This window comes from Pseudofrankia sp. EUN1h (assembly GCF_001854645.1).
Lineage (GTDB): Bacteria > Actinomycetota > Actinomycetes > Frankiales > Frankiaceae > Pseudofrankia > Pseudofrankia saprophytica.
In genome coordinates, this window is the sequence record NZ_MBLN01000051.1 from 91,395 (window position 1) to 113,182 (window position 21,788).

Annotated in this window: 18 protein-coding genes; 8 read left to right on the plus strand and 10 right to left on the minus strand. The window is 73.7% G+C overall.

The window, feature by feature from the left end:
* Positions 1-153 precede the first annotated feature (153 nt).
* On the plus strand, positions 154-801 hold the full coding sequence (locus tag BCD49_RS17015; RefSeq protein WP_083401513.1) for a hypothetical protein: 648 nt from the start codon (positions 154-156) through the stop codon (positions 799-801).
* Here the strand turns inward: BCD49_RS17015 and BCD49_RS17020 are convergent.
* Both BCD49_RS17020 and BCD49_RS17025 read right to left on the minus strand, forming a co-directional pair.
* Positions 798-1,577, minus strand: coding sequence for a sporulation protein (locus BCD49_RS17020; RefSeq protein WP_007516129.1), 780 nt, complete (start codon positions 1,575-1,577; stop codon positions 798-800). The genes BCD49_RS17015 and BCD49_RS17020 overlap by 4 nt on opposite strands.
* 158 nt (positions 1,578-1,735) lie before the next feature.
* Positions 1,736-3,358 (minus strand): hypothetical protein, encoded by a 1,623-nt coding sequence (locus BCD49_RS17025; RefSeq protein ID WP_007516130.1) that lies wholly within the window; start codon positions 3,356-3,358, stop codon positions 1,736-1,738.
* Positions 3,359-3,589: 231 nt separating this feature from the next.
* On the opposite strand from BCD49_RS17025, the gene BCD49_RS17030 reads away from it, so the two are divergent.
* Positions 3,590-4,144: a hypothetical protein gene (locus tag BCD49_RS17030; RefSeq protein ID WP_007516131.1), complete on the plus strand. Its 555-nt coding sequence runs from the start codon at positions 3,590-3,592 to the stop codon at positions 4,142-4,144.
* 28 nt (positions 4,145-4,172) lie between these two features.
* Here BCD49_RS17030 and BCD49_RS17035 read toward each other — a convergent pair whose 3' ends face one another.
* Complete coding sequence (locus BCD49_RS17035) at positions 4,173-5,180, minus strand: aldo/keto reductase (RefSeq protein ID WP_027141252.1); 1,008 nt, start codon at positions 5,178-5,180, stop codon at positions 4,173-4,175.
* 186 nt (positions 5,181-5,366) lie between these two features.
* Between BCD49_RS17035 and BCD49_RS17040 the strand changes: the two genes are divergently transcribed.
* The 3 genes from BCD49_RS17040 to BCD49_RS17050 all read left to right on the plus strand — a co-directional run bounded on the left by BCD49_RS17040 (position 5,367) and on the right by BCD49_RS17050 (position 8,164).
* Positions 5,367-6,182, plus strand: a complete 816-nt coding sequence (locus tag BCD49_RS17040) for a crotonase/enoyl-CoA hydratase family protein (RefSeq protein WP_007516134.1) — start codon at positions 5,367-5,369, stop codon at positions 6,180-6,182.
* A gap of 105 nt (positions 6,183-6,287) precedes the next feature.
* A complete protein-coding gene (locus tag BCD49_RS17045; RefSeq protein WP_007516135.1) occupies positions 6,288-6,800 on the plus strand; it encodes a hypothetical protein in 513 nt (170 codons plus the stop codon).
* Positions 6,801-6,979: 179 nt separating this feature from the next.
* Positions 6,980-8,164, plus strand: coding sequence for an amidohydrolase family protein (locus BCD49_RS17050; RefSeq protein ID WP_007516136.1), 1,185 nt, complete (start codon positions 6,980-6,982; stop codon positions 8,162-8,164).
* Between the two features lie 55 nt (positions 8,165-8,219).
* On the opposite strand, the gene BCD49_RS17055 is transcribed toward BCD49_RS17050, so the two are convergent.
* The 6 genes from BCD49_RS17055 to BCD49_RS17080 all read right to left on the minus strand — a co-directional run bounded on the left by BCD49_RS17055 (position 8,220) and on the right by BCD49_RS17080 (position 17,587).
* Positions 8,220-9,536 carry a vWA domain-containing protein gene (locus BCD49_RS17055; protein WP_007516137.1) on the minus strand — a complete coding sequence of 439 codons (1,317 nt, stop codon included), beginning with the start codon at positions 9,534-9,536 and terminating at the stop codon, positions 8,220-8,222.
* A complete protein-coding gene (locus BCD49_RS17060) occupies positions 9,533-10,750 on the minus strand; it encodes an AAA family ATPase (protein WP_051467581.1) in 1,218 nt (405 codons plus the stop codon). Before BCD49_RS17060 ends, BCD49_RS17055 begins: the two co-directional genes overlap by 4 nt.
* Before the next feature lie 175 nt (positions 10,751-10,925).
* A complete protein-coding gene (locus BCD49_RS17065) occupies positions 10,926-12,284 on the minus strand; it encodes a hypothetical protein (RefSeq protein WP_007516139.1) in 1,359 nt (452 codons plus the stop codon).
* 122 nt (positions 12,285-12,406) lie between these two features.
* On the minus strand, positions 12,407-12,832 hold the full coding sequence (locus tag BCD49_RS17070; RefSeq protein ID WP_007516140.1) for a GNAT family N-acetyltransferase: 426 nt from the start codon (positions 12,830-12,832) through the stop codon (positions 12,407-12,409).
* A gap of 113 nt (positions 12,833-12,945) precedes the next feature.
* Entirely contained in the window at positions 12,946-14,727 is a 1,782-nt protein-coding gene (locus BCD49_RS17075; protein WP_071041665.1) for an N-acetylglutaminylglutamine amidotransferase, read from the minus strand.
* A gap of 52 nt (positions 14,728-14,779) precedes the next feature.
* A complete protein-coding gene (locus tag BCD49_RS17080) occupies positions 14,780-17,587 on the minus strand; it encodes a carboxylate--amine ligase/circularly permuted type 2 ATP-grasp protein (RefSeq protein ID WP_071041666.1) in 2,808 nt (935 codons plus the stop codon).
* 433 nt (positions 17,588-18,020) lie between these two features.
* Here BCD49_RS17080 and BCD49_RS17085 point away from each other — a divergent pair, with 433 nt between their 5' ends.
* Positions 18,021-19,415: a cation diffusion facilitator family transporter gene (locus BCD49_RS17085; RefSeq protein WP_007516143.1), complete on the plus strand. Its 1,395-nt coding sequence runs from the start codon at positions 18,021-18,023 to the stop codon at positions 19,413-19,415.
* Here the strand turns inward: BCD49_RS17085 and BCD49_RS17090 are convergent.
* Positions 19,395-20,336 (minus strand): hydrogen peroxide-inducible genes activator, encoded by a 942-nt coding sequence (locus tag BCD49_RS17090; RefSeq protein ID WP_007516144.1) that lies wholly within the window; start codon positions 20,334-20,336, stop codon positions 19,395-19,397. The two genes, BCD49_RS17085 and BCD49_RS17090, sit on opposite strands and share 21 nt — an antisense overlap.
* A gap of 113 nt (positions 20,337-20,449) precedes the next feature.
* On the opposite strand from BCD49_RS17090, the gene BCD49_RS17095 reads away from it, so the two are divergent.
* Positions 20,450-21,028, plus strand: a complete 579-nt coding sequence (locus tag BCD49_RS17095) for a peroxiredoxin (RefSeq protein ID WP_007516145.1) — start codon at positions 20,450-20,452, stop codon at positions 21,026-21,028.
* Positions 21,028-21,567, plus strand: coding sequence for a carboxymuconolactone decarboxylase family protein (locus BCD49_RS17100; RefSeq protein WP_007516146.1), 540 nt, complete (start codon positions 21,028-21,030; stop codon positions 21,565-21,567). Before BCD49_RS17095 ends, BCD49_RS17100 begins: the two co-directional genes overlap by 1 nt.
* The last annotated feature ends 221 nt before the right edge of the window (positions 21,568-21,788 follow it).

Consider the following 21,788-nt stretch of genomic DNA (forward strand, 5'->3'; position numbering starts at 1 on the left):
CAGCTCTGTGGAAGCGCGAAAATATACTTTTCGCACCCCTGATGGCCCAAGGATTGCGTGGGTGGTCCCATGCCTCACGACCGTGGTCCGCACCACCAGGAAGACCCAGACCATAGACACGACGCGCTCCATCAGGGCGACGAGGCGCCCCACGTGACTCGGTCCGTCGTGGGCCGGYGGTTCTTTCTCGCCGACCCACGTTCGCAGACCGCGCCCGGACGCGTCCGGCTCAGCGAGATCGCGGACGARCTGGCCGACCCGGCCGCCGCCGTCCGCTGGTACCGCAGGCTCGACCTCGGGCCGCTGACCGAGGTCGCCGCGCCGCACGCCCGGCTCGCGGCGCTGCTGTCAGGCGACCCGCCGGGGGATGACGCCGACGCGGCCGGCCGGTGGGTGCGGGCCGAGCTGGAGGCGCGCGGCCTCGGCTGGCTGCGCGACACCGACCAGCGGTTCGCGCACGCCAGGCGGGCCTGGGACGCTCTCTACGCCGCGCATCATGGCGTCGCCGAGGCCGTCGCCCAGGTCGAGCCGATGGGCAACGCGCTGCGGGTGTGCCGACTCGGGGAGCTCGCCTACTCGGCGTCCGAGCCGGGCTGGCGCGAGCTCGCCGACGCGGCGGCCGCCAGGCCGATGGTCCCCGCGGAGATCTACCGCTCCCAGCGGGAACGCCGGCTGCGCCCGCCCGACCAGGTGGTCCAGACGGTCGCGGTCCCGCTGGCCGGCGGTGAGCTCGACCGGGCCGCGCTCAGCCCGGCCGCGCTCACCGCCGGCGCCGGTGCTGGCACCGGCGAGGACAGCTAGAACCAGCCGCGGCGGGCGCCGAGGTGCTGGAGCTGCTCCTGGATCTGGTGGGTGAGGCGGCCGCGGTCGAGGTCGCCGTGGCCGACCCGCAGGCGGCTGAGCGCGTCGCCACCGGAGTGGAGCAGCCCGCCGCGGCGGTCGGCCTCCAGGACGATGTCCATGCCGTGGTCGTCTACCAGGAAGGTGACCTCCAGCTCCTTGATCCGGCGGCTGTACTCGCCGGACGGCTTGAGCTCGATCTCCTGGTAGAACGGCAGCGACGAGCCGCCGACGTGGCCCTTCTCGACGTCCGCCGAATGGAAGTGGAAGCCTAGGTCGCCTAGCGCGGCGAGCACCGCCTCCTGGATCGGCAGCGGGTGGATGGAGACCGGGTCGAGGTCACCGGGGTCGATCGCGCCGGGGATCGCCAGCCTGGTGCGGACGCCGACCTTCATGCCCTTCAGGTGCCAGCCACCGACGTCGGTGATCGGCGTCTGCCACGGGACCGGCAGCTGGAACCGGCCGTTGACCTGCTGGCCGGGCGCGATCGTCAGGTTGCCGCCGATCTGCTGGGTGCCGAACGGGACCTGTTCGTAGTAGGTGCTGTCGTCGCGCTCGATCTCGACGGTCGCCTCGAGCGCGACCGTGATCGACTCGATGCGCTGCTCGACCTTGCCGCCGGTCACCGTCGTCGTGCCGGTGACGACCGCCCCCGGCCTCGTCTGGTCGTGGTCCAGCACGGTCTCCACCTCGGCGGCCCCGACGCCGAGCCGAGACATGAACCGCTTCATTCCCATCGCGCAAACCTTCCGACCGAGCGGAGTACCACCCTGAACTTCTATTCGGCACTCGTTGTACCGGGCGGCGTCCATGGGCCGCCAGCGGGGGTCGGTCAGGCGACAGCGGCCAGGTGGATCAGGCGCGCGGCGCGGGTTGGGTCGGCCCGCCGTCACCGTCAGGCGGGCAGGACCCCGGCGGCGCCGGCGAGCAGGGCGTGGCCGGCCGCGGGGTCGCCGCTGACGGTGGTCACGCACGCGGCGGTCTCCGCCGGGGTGCGCCGGCCGGCCGCGAGCAGGCAGAAGTCGACGACGTCCAGCCGCAGCTCGGCCACCGGTGGCGGATGGCCGGCGGCCGGGTCCGGCGCCACCAGCGGCGGACGGCCAGGGCCGACCAGCCAGCGGCCGACCACGACCGGGTCGTCCCCGGGCCGCTCGCGGTCGGCGCGGTCGCGGTCGCGGTCGGCACCGGCGTCGCGGTCGTCCGGGCCCTGGTCTCGCCCCGCCGGGCGGCCGGTGGTCAGCGTCAGCGCCAGCGGGCCGTCCGCGAGGCCGGCTCCGCGGTTCGGTCGCCAGCGAATCCGGTGGAGCGCGAGCGTGGTCGCGGCGCGCAGCTCGGCCGCGTCGAGCGCGGGGAGCCGGACTCCGGCCACCGCCGCGAGCGCGTCCCCGTCGAGCCAGGTGGCGAGCATGCGGGAGGTCAGGTGGTCCTCGACGGGCGCCGTCCAGCCGAGCGCGTCGACCAGGATGCTCGCCGACTCCGGCTCCCGTCCCGCGAGCCACGCGCACAGACCGCGCGCGCCCTCGTGCCAGGTCTGCCACAGCAGCACCGGCGGCCAGAACACCGGGGGCCAGAACACCGCCGGCCAGTAGGAGGCCGACCGGCCCGGCCCCGTCCGGGTCGCCTGGCCGCCCGCGCGTGCCGCACCGACCCCGTCGGCGGTCGCGCCGGCGCCACCGCCGGCGGTGGCGCCCGGCTCGGCCTGGTCCGTCGACCCGGTTTCGCCGTCCGGCACCGTTGCGCCGCCGAGGCCGGTGCCGGCACGGGGGATGCCCTGCTCCCGGTCGTCGGCGGCCGGGTGGGCGAGGACGCCGGCGACCGGGATGCCGATCGCGCCGGCCAGCGCGGCGTCCAGCCCGGCGAGGCGGGCGACCACCTCGCGGGGCGTGCGGCCGTCGCCGTCCGTCGGGCGGTCCCAGTCGCCGGGGGTGAGCTCCGCGAGCACCCGGTCGACGGCCGCGATCCAGGCGGCGAACGGGGCGGCGTACGAGGGCGCGGCCGCGACGGCTGGCCGCCGCGCGAGCGCCGCGGCCAGCAGCGCCGTCCGTGGGTCGGCCTGGACCTCGCCCATCGGGCCGGTCGACGGCCGGGCCGGGCGAGAGCGGGCCCCAGACCTGCCCGATCGGATTCGCCAATCCGGCAGGAACCCTGGCACGGCCTCGGGCCCACCCGGTCGCGCCGGCTCGTCGGCTGCCCGCGACCGCTCGGTGGCGAGCCGGCCGACCTCGGCGGCCAGTGCCTGGGCGAGCGCGTCGTCGTCGGCCGGGAAACGCAGCGGATGCTCCCAGACCTCGACAAGCGCGGCGCGCGCGACGGCCGCGGCGGCCAGCGGCGGCTGGCCGCCGGCGGCGGCGATGGCGAGCAGTCGGTCGCCGTGGCGGGTGTAGGCGTCGGCGAGCGCTGTCGGGTCGCCGACGACCAGCTGGTGCCGCGGCGAGACGCCGACCGCGGCCGGTCCCACGCCGAGATTCGCCGGCGGGTCCGCCGGGCGCTCGGGGCGTTGGGAGCCGGTCGTCGCCACCGGCGCAGTGTCGCATGCAACAACGCCCCGATCGCCATACGATCGCGATCTGCCCGACCAGAGCAACGCGGAGCCACAGCTCCACCCCGCCAACACGCTCTCCCAACCCCTCGCGGCGTCGAAACGCCGCAAGGGCCACCGCGACACCGACCGGTCGAAGGCAGGAGGACCGCCTGCAGCGGCGCGAAATCCGCGGACATCCCCGGACGTAACCCGATAGAGTTCGCCTTCGTGACCTGCATCGTCGGGGTGGAGAACAACGGGCGGGTCGTGATCGGCGGTGACAGCGCCGGCATCGCCGGCTGGTCGGTGACCGTCCGCGCGGACACCAAGGTCTTCCGCAACGGGCCGTACGTCATGGGATTCACCGACTCGTTCCGAATGGGCCAGCTGCTGCGCTACAGCCTGGTCCCACCGGTGCCGCACACCTGGGACGTCGACCGTTTCATGGCGACCGACTTCGTCGCCGCGGTCCGCGACTGCCTGCGCGACGGCGGCTACGCGCGCAACGACTCGGGCAACGAGAGCGGCGGTTGTTTCCTGGTCGGCATCCAGGGCCGGCTCTACCGGATCGACTCGGACTTCCAGATCGGCCGCAGCGTCGACGACTACTTCGCCGTCGGCGCCGGCGAGGACTTCGCCCGCGGCTCGCTGCACGGCAGCGCCGACCTGCCGCCCGACGAGCGGGTCCGCAGGGCGCTGGCCGCGGCCGTGCACCACTCCACCGACGTCCGCGGGCCATTCCACCTGGTCTGGGACCCGGAGGAGTCCCCGAACCAGAGCTGACGGCGCGCCCCGCGGGCTGACCGCCCCGTCAGCGGTTGCCGCGGCCGAGGCGTTCGGCGGCCAGGGCGGCCCAGGCGGACGGGCCGGTGAGCGGGGTGAACCTGGCCGCGGCGTCGGTGAGGGCGGCGTACTGGTCGTCGGTGAGCTCGAGATCGGCGGCGGCCGCGTTGGCCTCCACCTGGGCGACGCTGGACGCACCGGGAATGGCGATCACACACGGCTGGTGGATGGCCCAGGCGAGCGCGACCTGGGCGCAGGTCGCGTCGTGTGCCGCGGCGACCTCGCGCAGCACGTCGAGCAGCGGGGCGAGCCGGGCCAGGTTCTCGGTCAGGAACAGCGAGTTGGTCGCCCGGATGCCGCCGGACGGGCGATTGGTGACGTCGTAGCGGCCGGAGAGCAGGCCCTGCGCGAGCGGGCTGTATGCGATGATCAACCGGCCGGTGCGCTGCGCGTACGGGATCAGCGCGTCGTCGGCGGCGCGCCGGACGAGGCTGTACTCGACCTGGTTGGACAGCACCGGCGAGCCGAGCGCCGCCTCGGCGGCCTGCCACCGGGCCAGCGAGTAGTTCGAGACGCCGACCTCGCCGACCAGCCCGACGTCGAGCAGCCGGCGCATCCCGCGCATCGTCACGGAGTCGGCGACGATCGGGTTCGGCTGGTGCACCTGGTAGAGGTCGATCGTGCGGACGCCGAGGCGCCGCGCGCTCGCGACGCCGCGCTGCTCGACGACCGCCGGCGCCGGCACCAGCGGGAGGAGCTTCGTCGCGAGGAACACGCCCTCGGTCGCCTCCTCGCCGGCCTCGCGTAGTGCCTCGCCGACGATGCGCTCGCTGCGGCCGAACGCGTAGATCTCGGCGGTGTCGATCACGGTGATCCCGAGCTCAAGCGCCCGGCGCAGGATCAGGCGGGCCTCCCGGTCCGCGTAGTCGGCGCCGTAGCCCCATTCCCGCGACCCGAACTGCCAGGTCCCCAGCCCGATCTTCGAGAGCTTCTTCCCGCTCCTGACGGCGTCCCCGAGCCCCGTGACGTAGCGCATGCCCCAAGTCAACGCCAAAACCCGGCCGGCCGTCCCCCGACCGGCGAACCATTCCGGACCGGGCGGCCTCAACCACCTCAATCGCCCGAGCACCACGGCTTCCCCGGTCCGCTTGTGGGTGGCCGGAGGGTCGCATATCGTCCGGGCCTGTCACTGAAACGCGTTCTAGTTTGCTGGGAGGACCCGTTGTCTGAGCCCGGGACGGAGCCGGTGGTTCTCGTCGAGGCCGACGGGCCGGTGCTGACGGTGACGCTCAACCGGCCCGAGAAGCGCAACGCGACGAACGCGGAGGTGCTCTGCCGCCTGTACGACGCCTGGCGGCGCCTCGACGAGGACGACACCCTGCGGGTGGCGATCCTGACCGGGCGGGGCGGCACGTTCTGCGCGGGCATGGACCTGGCCGAGATCGGCCGGTTGCGCGCCGGGGTGCGGGACAACGAGTGGATCATCCGGCTGCAGGACGACCCGGGCATCTCGCTGAAGGCTTACCTGAAGAGGTACCGCCCCACCAAGCCGGTCATCCTGGCCGCCGAGGGGTATGCCCGCGCCGGCGGCACCGAGATCCTGCAGGGAACGGACATCCGTGTCGCCGGCGAGAGCGCCGTGTTCGGGGTGACCGAGGTGCAGCGCGGACTCTTCCCGATGGCCGGGTCGGCGGTCCGGCTGCGACGGCAACTGGGCTACGCCGTCGCCGCGGAGATGCTCCTCACCGGCGAGGACCTGCCCGCCCGGCGCGCCCACGAGCTCGGCCTCGTCAACCATGTCGTGCCGGACGGGCAGGCGCTGGCGAAGGCCCGCGACGTCGCTGACCGGATCGCCCGCAACGGCCCGCTCGCCGTGCGGGCGATCCTCGCCACCCTCCGCGAGACCGAATGCCTGCCAGAGGCCGAGGCCTTCCCCATCGAGGAGCGCCACGGCAACGCCGTGATGCGGTCGAAGGATGCCGTCGAGGGCCCGACGGCCTTCCTCCAGAAGCGCGAACCCGCCTTCACCGGCTCCTGACCCGCGTCTCCCCGATGCCCGACCGCGACCTGCCGCGCCGACCGTACACGGGTCGACATTCACGCGCCGGCGGGTGACGCTGGCGAGGCGAAAAGGAGGTCGGAGATGCTCAGCGTTTTCTGTTTCGACCGGCTGGCGGTGACGGTTCGGGACATGTACTTCGTCGACCCTGACCCGGCCCCGGGTCAGGACGGGCCGGAGCGGGGGGTGCGCCTCGAGCTGCGGCTCGTCGAGCCACAGCCGTGGCGCGGGACGATCTACGCGTCGCAGCGGATCGTCGTCGACACGTCGCTGCTGCGCGTCGACCTGTTCGAGTCCGTCGAGCGCGGGCCGGGCAGCCGCGACCGGGTGCACCACCACCCGACGATGACCGACAACGAGCCCGGCGGCCGCGTCTTCGACCGCGGCCTCACCGCCGACCCGATCAGTTGGCTGCGCCAGCGCCTGGCCGACCCGATGGGGCTGCTCGCGGCGGCCGGCGTCGAGGACCTGGCCGAGTATCAGGAGTCCGCCGACGAGCTGGCCGCTGGCGTGCCCCACGTCGTCGACGCGGTCGCGGCGAACCTCGAGAAGGTGCGCGCCGGCGAGCTGGCCCTCACCCGGACCCGCGGCACCTGAACGGCCTCGGCGGGCAGGCGCTCCGGCGCTCCGGCGGGCTGAGGCTCCGGCGGGCTGAGGCTCCGGCGACCGAACGACCGGACACTCCGACGACTGGACCCACCGGCAACCGAACTCTCGGGTGCGACTTCCCCGCGAAGTACGGGCGCATCAAATAGAACGCGTTCTAAGATTCGAGGGTGGACCAGCTCGGGCACCCGGTGTGGGACGCGGACAACCACTACTACGAGGCCGTCGACGCCTTCACCCGCCACCTCGACCCGCGGGACGGGCCAAGGTGCGTGCAGTGGGCGACCATCAACGGCCGGCAGTACCACGTGCTGGGCGGCCGGGTCAGCCGTGCGGTGTCCAACGCGACGTTCGACCCGATCTCCAGGCCCGGCTGCCTGTCCGAGTACTTCCGCGGCAACCCGAACAAGGTGAACCCGCTGGACCTGATCCGCGACAGCGAGCCGATCCGCGCGGAGTACCGCGACCCGGCCGCGCGGCTGCGGGTCCTCGACGAGCAGGGCCTCGCGGGCTGCTTCCTCTTCCCGACCCTCGGGATGATCTACGAGGAGCCGCTGCGGCACGACCCGGTCGCGGTCACGAAGACCTTCCGCGCCTTCAACCGGTGGCTCGCCGAGGACTGGACCTTCGACTACCAGGGCCGGATCATCGCCGCGCCGTACCTCTCGCTCGCCGACGTCGACTGGGCCGTCGAGGAGCTGGAGTGGGCGATCGGCCAGGGCGCCCGCATGATCGTGATGCGCGCCGCGGCGCCGACGACCGCGACCGGCCTGCACAGCCCCTTCGACGAGATGTTCGCGCCCTTCTGGGCGCGGCTCAACGAGAGCGGGCTGACGCTGGTGGTGCATGCCGGCGACAGCGGCGTCTCGACCGACGGGTACGCCGGCGGCGGGCACAGCTTCAGCTTCTCGGGCACCAGCTACGGGCCGACGATCGCGAGCTTCGCCATCGAGAAGGCGGTGCACGACTACCTGCTCTCGATGCTGCTCGCGAACCAGTTCGCGAGGTACCCGAACCTGCGGGTCGCCTCGGTCGAGAACGGCGCCGAGTTCCTCCCCGACCTGTTCCGAAAGGCGCGCTCGCAGGCGAAGAAACTGCCGGGCTGGTTCACGGAGGACCCGGTCGAGATCTTCCGGCGCCACGTCTGGGTCAACCCGTTCTGGGAGGACGACCTGGAGTCCGTCGTGCGCTGGGTCGGCGCCGACCGCGTCGTCTTCGGCTCCGACTGGCCGCACATCGAGGCGCTCCCGCACCCCCTCGACTACCTCCCCGAGACCAAGCCCCTCTCCCCCGCCGACCGCCGCCTGGTTCTTCACGGCAACGCCCTCGACCTGGCGACGCCCCGCCCCGCCTGATCGCGGGGCGGGGCGTCCCAGACCCGCGGGGGGCGGAGCATCGCGCGGGAACCGCTCACGTACCGGCGCCGATGGTGACCACCGTCGCCCAGGCGGGCGGCAGATCCCACCTGGAGGACTCCCGCCCCGGCGACGGCCGCCGGTCGAAAAGGCCGATGACGGTGCGACACGACGGGCTCAGCCGCGGCCAGGGGGTCTGCCCGTCGGTCAGGACGACGAGAACGTCCGGGCGCGGCCGGGCCCGCAGCGCCGCGTCGAGACCGGCGCACAGGTTCGTCCCCCCGCCGCCGATCAGGGGTATGCCCTCGGCGTGGCACAGCGAGCGCACCGCCTGGGCGGCCGCGTCGCACGGCACGACGGTCACCAGGTCGCCACGTCCGCCGACGGCGCGGCCGATCGCGGTGACCTCGAGCAGGGCGCTGCCCAGCTCGGCGTCACTCACCGACCCGGACGTGTCGATGACGACGCCGACCCGGGGAGGCATGCGACGCAGGCTTGGCAGGACCGCGCCGGGAACGGCCGCGCCGCGCCGGGCCGGGCGGCCGTAGGTGTAGTCGTCGCCGGCACCGGAGGCGGACAGCGCGGCCCGGACGGCCGCGCCGAGCAGGTCCCGCCATGCCCGCGGCGGGTGGAACGCGTCCTCGGCCCATCGCCGCCAGCCGGCCGGGACACTGCCCGGGCTGCCGGTGATGCCCTGCGCGACTCGGAAGCGGACCGCGTCCCGTTCCTGTGGGCTCAGGGCGTGCGCGCCGACGGACCCAAGGTCCCAGTCCCGTTCCAGGCCGTCGGCGCCGCTGCCGCAGTCCAGCCAGGCGAGGCTCTCGGTATACGGGTTCAGCCGGAACATGCCCAGGTACTCCTCCATGAGCTTCCCCTCGGGCAGCCGGAGAAGGTCGGGCCGGACGGCGCCGACGGGACGGGCGAGGCCGTCACCGTAGACGTCGTCGTTGATCTCGCAGTCGGCCGCGATGTTCATCCGCAGCCGCTCCCCCGGCCCGTCGACGCCGTGCTCGCGCGCGTACCGGTCGCCACGGCCGGGATGGTCGCGCAGCAGGTGCGACACCTCGTGCACCCACACACCGGCGAGCTCCTCCAACGACATCCGGTTTACGAACGTCGGCGAGACGTAGCAGCGCCAGTGCCGGTCGACGGCCATCGTCGGCACCCGGCGTGACTCGACCGGGTGCAGCGCGAACAGCGCGGTCGCCAGATAGGGACGCGCCTGGACGGCGAGCAGCCGCGCGGCGAGCAGCTTCTCCCGGTCCAGGGTGATTCGCCCGCTCACCGCCGCCGTCGCGCCTGCCGGCACCCACGCGCCCGGCTTGGCGCGCGGGCCCGCCGCGGCCGGCACCCCCGGCGTCGCCGGCGTCATCGGGCAGTCCCGGCGGCGTCCGCCCGCCGGGCCAGGGAGACCACGCCGGCGAGCCGTTCGATCGCCTCGGGGACCTCCCAGTCCGGCTGGCGCAGCGCGGCGAGCGTGGTCGCCGGGACGACCACGAGGTCCGGCTCGCCGGTGTCCAGCGCCCGGACGAGCAGCGCCCAGGCCGCGTCCCAGCGGTCCTTGCCCGGGCGGCGGCGGACCGCGTCGACGACGCCGTCCAGGACGGCCTGCCGCAGGTCGCCCCGTTCGGGCAGCTCGGCCCCCGCCGGGTCGGCGAGCAGCGTCTCGGGATCGGGCAGGTCCAGCCGGTCCAGGCTGGCGAGAAGCTCCAGCCCCGGGCCATCTCCGACAGTCCCCCGGGCCAGCGTCGACAGGACCTCCCGCGACGTGCCAGCGGCCGTCGCGAAGGCGACCAGCCGCAGCGTCATGTCCCAGCTACGGGGCGACGGCCAGGCGCCGCCTCGGCGGGCCTCCCTGTCCGGCAGCCGGTGCACGAGCCCGGGACGGGCTGCGAGCAGCCCGCACACGGCCCGCCGGGCGAACGCCACGGCCTCGGGCAGTCGCGCCTGGTCGAGCAGCGGCAGCGTCGCCGCCGGCCAGGTACCGCCGAGGCCGCGCACGACGACGTCCGGTTCGTGCACCCAGGGAAGGTGCACGAACCGGTTGGCGAGCGGCGGGCTGAGCTCCCAGCCGTCGGCCGCTGAGGACCGGGGATTGGCTGCGGCGACGATCCGCACCCCGGCCGGCAGCCGCAGTGCGCCGACGCGCCGCTCCAGGACCAGGCGCAGCAGGGCGGCCTGGACCGCCGGCGGCGCGGTCGACAGCTCGTCGAGGAAGAGCAGCCCTCGGCCCGCCTGGACCAGGCGCACGGCCCAGTCCGGCGGTGCCATCGGGACGCCCTGGACGGCCGGGTCGTCGCCGACGACGGGCAGGCCGGCGAAGTCGGACGGCTCGTGCACGCTCGCGATCACGGTCGTCAGCGGCAGGTCGAGGGAGTGGGCGAGCTGGGTCAGCGCGGAGGTCTTGCCGATTCCCGGCTCGCCCCAGAGCAGCACCGGCAGGTCGGCCGCCACCGCGAGCATCAGGGCCTCCAGCTGTGGGTCCTGGCGCGGTTCGCTCGCGGTGGTGGTCAGCAGGGCGAGCAGGTCGTCCGCGACGGCGAGCTGGTCGGTACGCCCGCGGGATGAGGCGGCCAGGGTCGACATGGGCGGTGGGGTCGTGGGCCGCGCGGTCCCGACCGGCATGGACGTGGCCAGCGTCGGAGTGGGCAGCGTCGATGTGGACAGCGTTGGTACGGGCATGAGTGATCACCTGTTGGGGTGGGCGCGGCGGGCGCGCGAAAGGCGAGTGCGTCAGGGGACGGACGGCCGAGGMCGGCCGTCAGTGGTGCTGCGCGTGCCGGGGGTGACGCCGGCGGTCGCGGGGCTTCGGGGCGCGCTGCGCCCGGCGGTCGGACAGCCCCGACCGGTACAGCCCGTAGGCGACGCGCCCGCGCGCGGCCGCCACCAGCTCGTCGCGCAGGGGGCCGTCCCGCAGGACCGCCGCCGGCCCGAGGAGCGTCTCCACCGCTGCCAGGGCTCCGGCGATGTCGCCGTGGTCCAGCCGGGCACGAATGTCGTCGAGGTTCGCCGGGCGCCGATGAACGTCGTCGATCATCTGGAGGCACGGTGCCGGCGGGCCGGTCAGCGCGGTGAGCAGCTCCTCACGGCGGATCTCGGCCGGGTCGTGGTCCAGCGGGACGAGCACCCCGTCGACCAGGCCGATCCGGTGCCGCTGGCCGCGGCAGTCCACGAACCGGGTCACGAAGCCGCCGTCGGTCGCGAAGCCGCCGTCGGCGGCCGGACTCGGCCGTGGCTGGGTCGGTACCAGTGCTTCGGCCACCAGCGGGTGCAGCTGGTCGGGGGCGATCAGCCCCGCCCGCAGTAGCAGCAGATCGGGGGGAACCCACGTCGAGGCGTCGGGAAGCACCGGCAGGTCCGGCGGCCACGACGAGCCCCGCGAGGCGCCGGCGAGCCGAGGCCCGGACCTGGCGAGCCGCAGCGCCAGCAGCCGCCGGGCGCCGAGCCGGACCGACACGGCGTCCTCGGCCCGGCGGTCCGCGCGCAGCAGGATCTCCGCCTCCGCCGGCCAGCGGTCCACGGCGCATTCCGGCGGCAGCGCGCGGTCCGGCCACAGGTCGTCCCGCGCCTGGGTGATCGCATGGTCCGCGCCGGCTCTGGTACGCAGCTCACCGGCGCGGCGGGCGTCCCACAGGTGCCGGTGCAGGTCCAGGCGGAAGCGCCGATGCGGGCGAGGGCGCGGATGCCCTCCGGCACCCACCGACGACCCGTCCCACAGCCCGAGGCTGAACCGCTGACCGCCGCTCGCCGGCGCCGGTGGTGTGCGGGCGACGAGGTGCAACGGCGCGCCGTCGCCCGTCGGGTAGCGGGCCAGCGAGATGGTCAGGCCCGGGCGCACCAGCCCGTCCGGCACCGCCCGCGGCAGATGCCAGCGAAGCAGGTCGGGCGCGAGATGGCGTAGGTCGTCCCGAAGCCGGGTCGCGATCTCCTGGCCGTGGGTACGGGCCACGGACCGTGGATGTAGATCGACGTCGATGTGGGCCGCGGCGCACGCGCCGGCCCAGTCGCCGACCACCCGGCGGGCGGCCGACCGTTCGATCATGGGCGGCGGCACCGCGAACGCGCGCACCCGCCGCCAACAGGAAAGACGGGGATCCTCGGTCACGTCCGATGAGCGCATCAGCACTCACCTTCGATGAACCAAGCCCCCAATCCGCCAGAGAAACCGCCAGAGAAGGTACTCATCGGACATAGCGTACAGCGCCCCGGCCGACGCTCCCAGCCCTCGACCGTCCCCGCGGCTCACAGCTGGCGCATCAGGCGGAAGGACTTGATGGCGAAGCCGTGGCGCAGGTAGAGGCGGTGCGCGTCGTAGCGGTGGGTGCCGGCGTCGAGGTGGACCTGGGCGCAGTACTGGTTGCGGGCCTCTCGCTCGAGCCAGGCGAGCAGGCGGGAGGCGTGACCCTGTCCACGGGCCGACGGAACGGTCGAGAGGTCGTCGACGACCAGGACGCGACCGTGCGCCAGCATGTGCAGGACGCGGAAGCCAGCGGCGGCGACGACCCTGCCCGACGTCGGCTCCCAGGAGCCGACCAGCCGGTAGCCCTGCGGGCGCTGCACCTCGTTGACGAGCCGGACGAAGCCGGCCGAGGTCAGGTGCGGGCGCAGCTGGCGCATGGCGTCGTATGCCTGCTCGGTCCCGTCCGCACCCAACTCCTCGATCTTCACAGTTGGTATTTTGTCAGTTGCGGGCCGTGATACCTGGTATCCGGCCACACGGGACTGTCAACACCTGTTGCCAGACAGTCACCCAGAGGAGACCATCGCGCGGGATCGTCCGGCTAGATGCCGTGGTTCTGGAGCCACATCTCCAGGAGGGCGGCCTGCCAGAGGGCATTGGCGCCGAGCCGGGTGCGGTTGTCGTTGGGAGCCGCGAGCATGGTCTGCACCCAGTCGGGGCGGAACAGCCCGCGGCGCTGGGCGGCCGGGTCGGACAGCGCCGAGGTGACCCGGTCGAGGAACGGGCCGGACAGGTGGCGGATCGCCGGCACCGGGAAGTAGCCCTTCGGACGGTCGATGACCTCGGCGGGCAGCAGCGAGCGGCTGATGTCCTTGAGCACGCCCTTGCCCCCGCCGGCGAGCTTGCGCTCCGGCGGGCAGGCGGCGGCGAGCTCGACCAGCTCGTGGTCGAGGAACGGCGTCCGCGCCTCCAGGCCCGCGGCCATCGTCATGTTGTCGACCCGCTTCACCGGGTCGTCGACAAGCATGATCGTGGAGTCGATCCGCAGCGCCGCGTCGACGACGGTCTGGGCACCGGGGGCGGCGAAATGTCCCTGGACGAAGGCCCGGCTGGCGTCCGCGTCGAGCGCGTAGGCCGGCGCGAGGATCGCGGTGACGTCGGCGTGCGAGCGGTCGGAGAACACCCCCAGGTAGGCGTCGACGGCCTCGTCACGCGGGACGCCCGCCAGCGGCGGGTACCAGGAGTAGCCGGCGAACACCTCGTCGGCGCCCTGGCCGGACTGCACCACGGTGACGTGCCGGCTGACCTCCTGGGAGAGCAGGTAGAACGCGACGCAGTCGTGGCTGACCATCGGCTCGCTCATCGCGTCGACCGCCGCGTCGACGGCCGGCAGCAGCGCCTMGCCCGGGACCATGATCTGGTGGTGGTCGGTGCCGAAGTGCTTGGCCACGATGTCCGAGTACTGGAACTCGTCGCCGGACTCGCCGGCGGCCGCCTCGAAGCCGACGCTGAAGGTCGCCAGGTCCGTCTGGCCGGCCTCGGCGAGCAGCGCGACGATCATGCTGGAGTCGAGGCCGCCGGACAGCAGCACGCCGACCGGGACGTCGGCGACCATGCGCCGGCGCACCGCCGTACGCAGCCGCTCGCCGACGGCGTCGCGCCAGTCGGCCGGGCTCCAGCTGGACTGCTCGGACTGGCGGGTGAAGTCGGGCCGCCAGTAGACCTCGTCGGTGCTGGTGCCGTCGGGCTCGATGACCCGGATGGTCGCCTGCGGCAGCTTGCGCACGCCGGTGAGGATCGTGCGCGGCGGCGGCACGACGGCGTGGAACGACAGGTAGTGATGCAGCGCGACGAGGTCGATGTCGGTGTCCACCCCGCCGCCGGCGAGCAGCGCCGGCAGTGTCGAGGCGAACCGGATCCGGTGCGCGTCCGCGGTGACGTAGAGCGGCTTGATGCCGAGCCGGTCGCGGGCGAGCACCACCCGGCCGGAGTCCCGCTCGTGCACGGCGAAGGCGAACATGCCCGCGAAGTGGTCGACGCAGCGGGTGYCCCAGCGGTGGTAGGCCTTGAGCACGACCTCGGTGTCCGACGTCGAGAAGAACCGGTAGCCGGCGGCCACCAGCTCGTCGCGCAGGTCACGGTAGTTGTAGATGCAGCCGTTGAAGACGACGGTGAGGCCCAGCTCGGCGTCGGTCATCGGCTGGGCGCCGCGCTCCGAGAGATCAATGATCTTCAGCCGGCGGTGGCCGAGGGCCACCGGTCCCGCCGCGTGGATCCCGACGCCGTCCGGCCCGCGCCGTTGCATCGCGGCGGTCATCCGCGCGACCGCCGCCACGTCGGCCGGCCGCCCGTCGAGTCGTAGTTCACCGCTCAGCCCGCACATGTCCGCTCCTGTCGGATTTCCCCGAATCGACCTTGAAGGGTGTACGCCGCCGTCAGGCGCGCAGCAGCCAGGTGTCCTTGCAGCCGCCTCCGCGCGAGGAGTTGACGACGAGGCTGCCGGCGGGGGCGACCCGGCTGAGCGCCGCCGGGGCCACCACGGTCTGCTCGCCCTCGTAGACGAAGGCCCGCAGATCGACCGCGCGCGGCTCGAGCCGGCTCGCGTTCCCGTTGGCCCGGCCATTGGCGGCCGCGGCCGCCGTGGCGCCGGGTACCGCTTCGTCGCCCGGCGGGTCGATGCCGGGCCAGGTCGGATGGGTGGACAGGGAGACGACCTCCTGCGCGATCCAGTGGCGCGGCTCGGCCAGCAGGCGCTCGCGGGCGGCCGTCAGCTCGTACGGCTCGGCCGCCGGGCCGATCAGCACGCCGGCGCCGCCGTAGCCGTCGGTGGGCTTGACGACCAGCTCGTCGAGGTGTCGCAGCACGTGGTCGAGYTGCTCGGGGTCGCCGCAGAGATAGGTCTGGACGTCGTCGAGCAGGGGGCGTTCACCGAGGTAATAGTTGATCATCCGGGGGACGTACGCATAGACGACCTTGTCGTCGGCGACGCCGTTGCCAGGGGCGTTGGCCAGGGAAAGCGTGCCGGCGGCGAGCGCGCTGACGAGCGCGGGACCCAGCGGCACGCCATCCGCGCCGACGGCGGCGAACAGCTCGTCCTCGTCGATCCGGCGGTAGAGCACGTCGACCCGCCGGCGCCTGCCGCCCGGCACCCGATGGCTGACGACGTCGTCCTCGATGAGGAGGTCCGCCGGCTGTACCAGCGGAACGCCCATGCGGTCCGCGAGGAAGGCGTGCTCGAAGTAGGCCGAGTCATGGGGGCCGGAGGTGAGCACCGCGAGCGCCGGTTCACCCAGCCCGTCCCGGCCGCCGGCGGCGGCCGGGGCGGCGGCCAGGAGCGCGGTGCGCAGCAGCGCCGGCACCCCTTCGAGGCCGAGAATGCCCGACGGCGAGGACAGCTCCGGCAGCGTCGCACGGGTAAGCCGGCGGACCGCGACCGCGTAGCCGGCGCCGGACGGGACCCGCAGGTTGTCCTCGAGCACCAGCCACCGACCGTCCTGGTCGTGGACCAGGTCGATGCCGCTCACGGTCGCGCGGATCGTCCCCGCGGGGACGGCGTGGCCCCAGTGGCGCAGGCCGGGCGAGGCGGTGACGATCCAGTCGGGGACGATCCCGTCGGCGATGGCGAACCGGTCGGAGTAGACGTCGCGCAGGAACGCCTCCAGCGCCCGGACGCGCTGGACGAGGCCGGCGCTGATCGTCGCCCAGTCGGCGGCGTCAACGATGCGCGGGACGAGGTCGAACGGCAGCGGACGGCCCTCGGCCTCGCCGGCGACCCGGAACACCATCCCCCGGGACTCCTGCTCGGCGACCAGGGCGGCGCAGCGCGCGGTGAGGACGTCCGGGCCGAGCCGCTCCAGGGCCCGCAGCACCCCCCGGTACGGCGAGCGGACCGGGCCCCGGGCGTCGACCGCCTCGTCGACGCCGCCGGCGTGGAAACCGGGATGGGCCAGGTAACCGGCGAGCAGCGTCGGCGCGACCCGCTCGGCGCGCGCCAGCCCCGTGGAACCCTCGGCTGCCGCCGCGCCGTCCGCTTCAGCCTGGTCGGCACCCCCGCCGGTGCCGGCGATGGCTCCGCCGCCGGCGGGAACGCGGGCGGTGACGGGCACGCCGACGGGAGCGTGCCGGGCGGTGGTGGCGGGTTCGGCCTGACGGGTCCGCGCCAGCACGAGGTCGGCGACGTCGGTGAGCAGGCCGCGCCGGTGGAACGCGCGCCTGGCCGCGGCCGCCGCGCTACCCCGGTCGACGGCCTGCTCCGCGAGGCCGCCGACCAGCTCCCAGTCCCCCGCCGCCGCGAGCTGCGGGCGGATCTGGGCCAGCAGCCGGACCAGCAGGTCCTCGGCCGGCACCGGCCCGGCACCGACGCCGGACAGCTCGATCAGGTCACCTTCCAGCCCGGAGCGGGCCGCGCGCCAGGTGGCCGCTCGCAGCAGCTCGGGACGGGGGGCGCTGAACGGCGCGTCGGCCTCGATCGCCTCGATGGCGTGGCTGACCAGGCCGCGGAACAGGCCGGCGACGAGCACCACGGTGTCCACGTCCGGGCAGGCGTCGCAGACGCGCATCTCGAGGGTGGGCAGATGGGCCGACGGGCGGATGTCGAAGTAGACCATGCCCGGGTCACTGATCACGCCCGACTTCACCAGGTCCGCGACCAGGTGCTCGTACTCGGCGGCCGTCTGGAACATCCCGGCGACACCGGCGGTCGGCCAGCGCCCCCAGACCATGGTCCGCATGCTCGCGTACCCGCTGTCGGCGCCCTGCCAGAACGGTGAGCTGGCCGAGACGGCGAGCAGCAGCGGCAGCCATGGGGCGACGCGGGCGATCACCGCCATCGCGGTCTCCCGGTCGGGGATGTCGACGTGCACGTGGGCGCCGCAGATCACCTGCTCGCGGGCGAGGATCTGGTACTCCTCGGTCATCTGCAGGTAGCGCGGGTCGCTGTTTATCTCAAGGATCGTCGGGTCGACGATCGGGACGGTGCCGGCCGCGGCCGGGCCGAGGCCGAGCGGCTCGGCGGCGGCGGCGAGGCGCTGCCGCAGGTCGACGAGGTCGGCCCGCAGCGCGGYCAGATCCCGCGTCGGAGCGCTGTTCGTCTCGACCACGGAGTTCAGCAGCTCGGGGGCGAAGGGGCCAGCTGGCAGCTGTTCCAGGATCTCGCCTGCGCGGGGCACGAGCTGCCGGGTCGCCAGATCGAGGATGTGGAACTCCTCCTCGACGCCGACGGCTGGAATGGGCGCGCCGCTCATGTTCTCCCACGCTACGTCGAGGCCGTTACAACGGCATGTCCACTGATCGGGACCTTCCCGGTGTTCCCACCGTTAAACGTACATTCTCGGCGTCACGATAGGTGACAATGTTAACAGTTTGCCACTTTGTCTGGTGCCCCGGCACCGCCGGGCAGGGCCGCACGGAGGCGTCGAGACGGAGGCGTCGAGCAGGCCTCCACCCGGCGGCCGGCAGACCCGCGCAGGGCTTGGCGGCCGTCACGAGCAGCGGTAGCCACCGCGAACGGTCCGGCTCCGCGCGCCCGCGGCGTAGTGTTGCGAGCATGCCCGCGAATACCGGTCCGAATGCAATGAAAATGGTTTCGGAAACCGAATCGGCGCGCATTCCGACGGAGGTCCGGGAAATTGCGGCGCGCACGGCCGGCCGGCGCGTTCCCGCGAGGCCCGCGCACCCGTGAGCATCCAGGACGGGACGGGAGCCGACGGCGCCCGCGCGCTCGCGGGCCAGCGAGGCGGCACTCCCCGCGACGACCGTCCCCGCACGGACGACCCGATCGCGGACCCGGCGGGCGGGCGAGGAACCACGGGGCCCCGCACCGGCGCTCACGCAGGCCATCCACCCCGCGACGGCTACGCGACCCCCGACCGGTACGAGCACCACGAGGACGAGCACCACGATCACGAGAACCACCAGTACGAGGGCCGTCAGGACGGGCGCCCCGAGCCCGAGCACCGCGATCACGGATCCGGTGATCACGGGCACGGTGATCACGGGCACGGTGGGCACGGGCACGGTGGGCACGGGCACGGTGGGCACGGGCACGGCGCGCATGTGCACCGACCGTCGGCGACGGCGGACGCGCGGCTGCTGTGGGCGGCGCTCGCGCTGATCGGCGGCTTCCTGCTGGTGGAGGTCGTCGTCGGCATCATCGCCGGCTCGGTCGCGCTGCTCTCCGACGCGGCGCACATGCTCACCGACGCCGGCGCGCTGGTGCTGGCGCTGGTCGCGATGCGGCTGGCGGCCCGGCCGGCCGGCGGGCGCCTCACCTACGGGTGGCGGCGGGTGGAGATCCTGTCGGCACAGGCGAACGGCTTCGCGCTGCTGGCGCTCGCCGCGGTGCTCGCCGTCCAGGCCGGCCAGCGCCTGGCGCACCCGAACGAGGTGTCCGGCGTCCCGGTGCTCGTCACGGCGCTGGTGGGCGTCGTGGTCAACGTCGCCGCGACGGCGCTGCTGGCCCGTGCCGACCGGCGCAGCCTGAACGTCGAGGGCGCCTTCCAGCACGTGCTCACCGACCTGTTCGCGTTCATCGCGACGGCCGCCGCCGGGCTGGTGATCATACTGACCGGCTTCACCCGGGCCGACCCGCTGGCGGCGCTGGTCGTCGCCGGCCTGATGGTCCGCGCCGGGGCCGGGCTGATCCGCGACACCGGCCGGGTGTTCATGGAGGCGGCGCCGGTCGGCGTCGACCCGGCCGAGATCGGCCAGGCGCTCGCCTCGATCGACGAGGTGGCCGACGTGCACGACCTGCACGTCTGGGAGGTCACGTCCGGCCTGCCGGCGCTGTCCGCGCACCTGCTGGTGGACGAGGGCGGTGACTGCCACCGGGTCCAGAACACGGCGCGGCTGCTGCTGCGGGAACGCTGGCACATCGACCACGTCACGCTCCAGGTCGACCACGCCGAGCCGACCGTCCTCACGATCACGTTGGGCCCCCGCTGGCAGTGCGCCGTCACCCCGGTCACCTTGACGCCGCCCCCCGCGCGGCCCGCGCCGCCGCGGGGGCCCTCACCGACCTCACCCGTGGCTCCGCCCCCTGTGGCTCCGCCGTCAGGCGGCGACCGAGGCTAGCGGTAGGGCGGTGCCGGGCAGCGAGGCCCGAACGTCGGCGGCGAGCAGGGACCAGTCCCGGGCGCGGGCCGAGGTCTCGCGGTAGGCGAGGCCGATCCGCCGCCGCGGCGCCGGGGTGCGGAAGGTGGCCACGGCGAGCCCCCTGCCCCGGCCCTCGCCGACCTCGACGGTGACGGCGGAGGCGGGCAGCAGCGTGACGCCGAGGTTGCCGGCGACCATCTGCACGACGGTCGACAGGCTCGCCGCCCGCAGCGAGGAGCGCTCGCGCGCGCCGGCCTCCTGGCAGACCTCGAGCGCCTGCGCCCGGAAGCAGTGGCCGTCCTCGAGCAGCAGCAGGTCCTGGCCGCCGAGTGCCGCGACCGGTACGGCCCCGGCGCCGGCCAGCGGGTGGCCGTCGGGGGTCACGAGCACGAAGTCCTCGTCGTAGATGGGGATCTCGGCGATCCCCCGCTCCTCGATCGGCAGGGCCAGCAGCGCGACGTCGGTCGCGCCGGCGCGCAGGCTGGCCAGCAGCGGGGCGGTCTGCTCCTCCCGCAGCGCGAATCTGGCGTCCGGCCGCAGGCCGCGCAGCATCGGCATGAGCCGCGGCAACAGGTACGGCGCGACCGTCGGGATGACACCGAGCGTGATGTCGCCGGTGAGCGGGGCCTGGGCACGCAGCGCCACCGTCACGATGTCGTCGACGGCGGTGAGCACGTCGCCGACGCGGCGGACGACCTCGTCTCCGACGGGGGTCAGCAGCACGCTGCGGGTGGTGCGCTCCACGAGCTGGACGCCCATCGTCTTCTCCAGCGCGGCGACGGCGCTGGACAGCGTCGGCTGGCTGACGTGCAGGGCGGCGGCGGCTCGGCCGAAGTGGCGGTGCTCGGCCACGGCGACGAGCGCGCGCAGCTGAGCCAGCGTGGGCTGAGGCTTGGCCATAGGGAAACACTATCAGTTCTTCGGAATCTTTCGATTTCTCTTCTAGGTCGGGACGATCCACAGTGGACTGACGACCTCTTGTGGATCAGCCGAGAGACAGGACACCCACTACCGTGCTTACCGTCGGTGACGCTTTCCCCACATACGACCTGACCGCCGTCGTCTCCAACGACGCCGACACCGCGTTCGTCCAGGAGACCTCCGCCAGCCGTTCCGGCCAGTGGCGCGTCGTCTTCTTCTGGCCGAAGGACTTCACCTTCGTCTGTCCGACCGAGATCGCCGCGTTCGGGCGACTCAACGAGGAGTTCGCCGACCGGGACGCCCAGATCCTCGGCGTCTCCACCGACAGCGAGTTCGTCCACCTGGCATGGCGCCAGAACCACGAGGACCTGCGCGACCTGCCGTTCCCGATGCTCGCCGACATCAAGAAGGAGCTCACGGCGGCGGCCGGCGTCCTCGGTGATGACGGCGTCGCGCAGCGGGCGACCTTCGTCATCGACCCGGACGGCGTGATCCAGTTCACCATGGTCACCGCCGGCAGCGTCGGCCGTAACCCGAACGAGGTCCTGCGGGTGCTCGACGCGCTCCAGACCGACGAGCTGTGCCCCTGCAACTGGCAGAAGGGCCAGAACACCCTGTCGGTCGGCGGCAAGATCGTTCCCGAGCAGGGCAAGGTGGAGGTGGCCGCCTGATGAGCGTCGAGACGCTGCGCGCCGCGCTGCCCGAGTACGCCAAGGACCTGCGGCTCAACCTGGGCTCGGTCACCAGCCAGACCCAGCTCACCGAGCGGCAGCTGTGGGGCACGGTGCTGACCGCCGCGCTCGCCAGCCGAGGCCGTACCGTCATCGCCGAGCTCGACGCACAGGTACGCGAGCACCTGTCGCCGGAGGCCTACCGCGCGGCCAGGACCGCCGCCGCGCTGATGGCGATGAACAACGTGTACTACCGGTCGCTGCACCTCCTCGAGGACGAGGAGTACGACCGGATGCGGGCCGGGCTGCGGATGAACGCGATCGCCAACCCGGGCGTCGACAAGGTCGACTTCGAGCTGTGGTCGCTCGCGGCCTCCGCGGTCAACGGCTGTGGCCGCTGCCTGCAGGCACACGAGCACGAGCTGCGCGGCCGGGGGGTGACCCGCGAGGTCGTCCAGGACGCGCTCCGGATCGCCTCCGTGGTCCACGCCGTCGCCGTGACCCTCGAGGCCGAGGAGTTCACGCCCGTCGCCGCGTGACTCCGTCCGCCGCCAGCTCGCCCTCCCGCGTCTCGTCGCCCCGCCGGTTCCGCCTGAAGGACGGGATCGGCGGGGACGGGCCGCGGAACCGGCCCCCTCGGCCGGTTCCGCCACTCCGTCCGTCCGGAGCCGGGATCGCGAGCCCGGCTATTCCGGCTAATCAGACATAAAGCAGAAATAGCTACGACATTGGCGGCACTCTAGGTATCCGAAGAGTTCTC

Bases quoted from the DNA above. Each gene is read 5' to 3' on its own strand.
- BCD49_RS17035 (WP_027141252.1), bottom strand. From the start codon at position 5,180: ATGCGCTACGTCACGGGGCTCGGGGACGCCGTCAGGAGCGGGAAGAAG.
- BCD49_RS17090 (WP_007516144.1), bottom strand. From the start codon at position 20,336: ATGGCCAAGCCTCAGCCCACGCTGGCTCAGCTGCGCGCGCTCGTCGCC.
- BCD49_RS17065 (WP_007516139.1), bottom strand. From the start codon at position 12,284: ATGCGCTCATCGGACGTGACCGAGGATCCCCGTCTTTCCTGTTGGCGG.
- BCD49_RS17020 (WP_007516129.1), bottom strand. From the start codon at position 1,577: ATGGGAATGAAGCGGTTCATGTCTCGGCTCGGCGTCGGGGCCGCCGAG.
- BCD49_RS17055 (WP_007516137.1), bottom strand. From the start codon at position 9,536: ATGACGCCGGCGACGCCGGGGGTGCCGGCCGCGGCGGGCCCGCGCGCC.
- BCD49_RS17045 (WP_007516135.1), top strand. From the start codon at position 6,288: ATGCTCAGCGTTTTCTGTTTCGACCGGCTGGCGGTGACGGTTCGGGAC.
- BCD49_RS17060 (WP_051467581.1), bottom strand. From the start codon at position 10,750: ATGTCGACCCTGGCCGCCTCATCCCGCGGGCGTACCGACCAGCTCGCC.
- BCD49_RS17100 (WP_007516146.1), top strand. From the start codon at position 21,028: ATGAGCGTCGAGACGCTGCGCGCCGCGCTGCCCGAGTACGCCAAGGAC.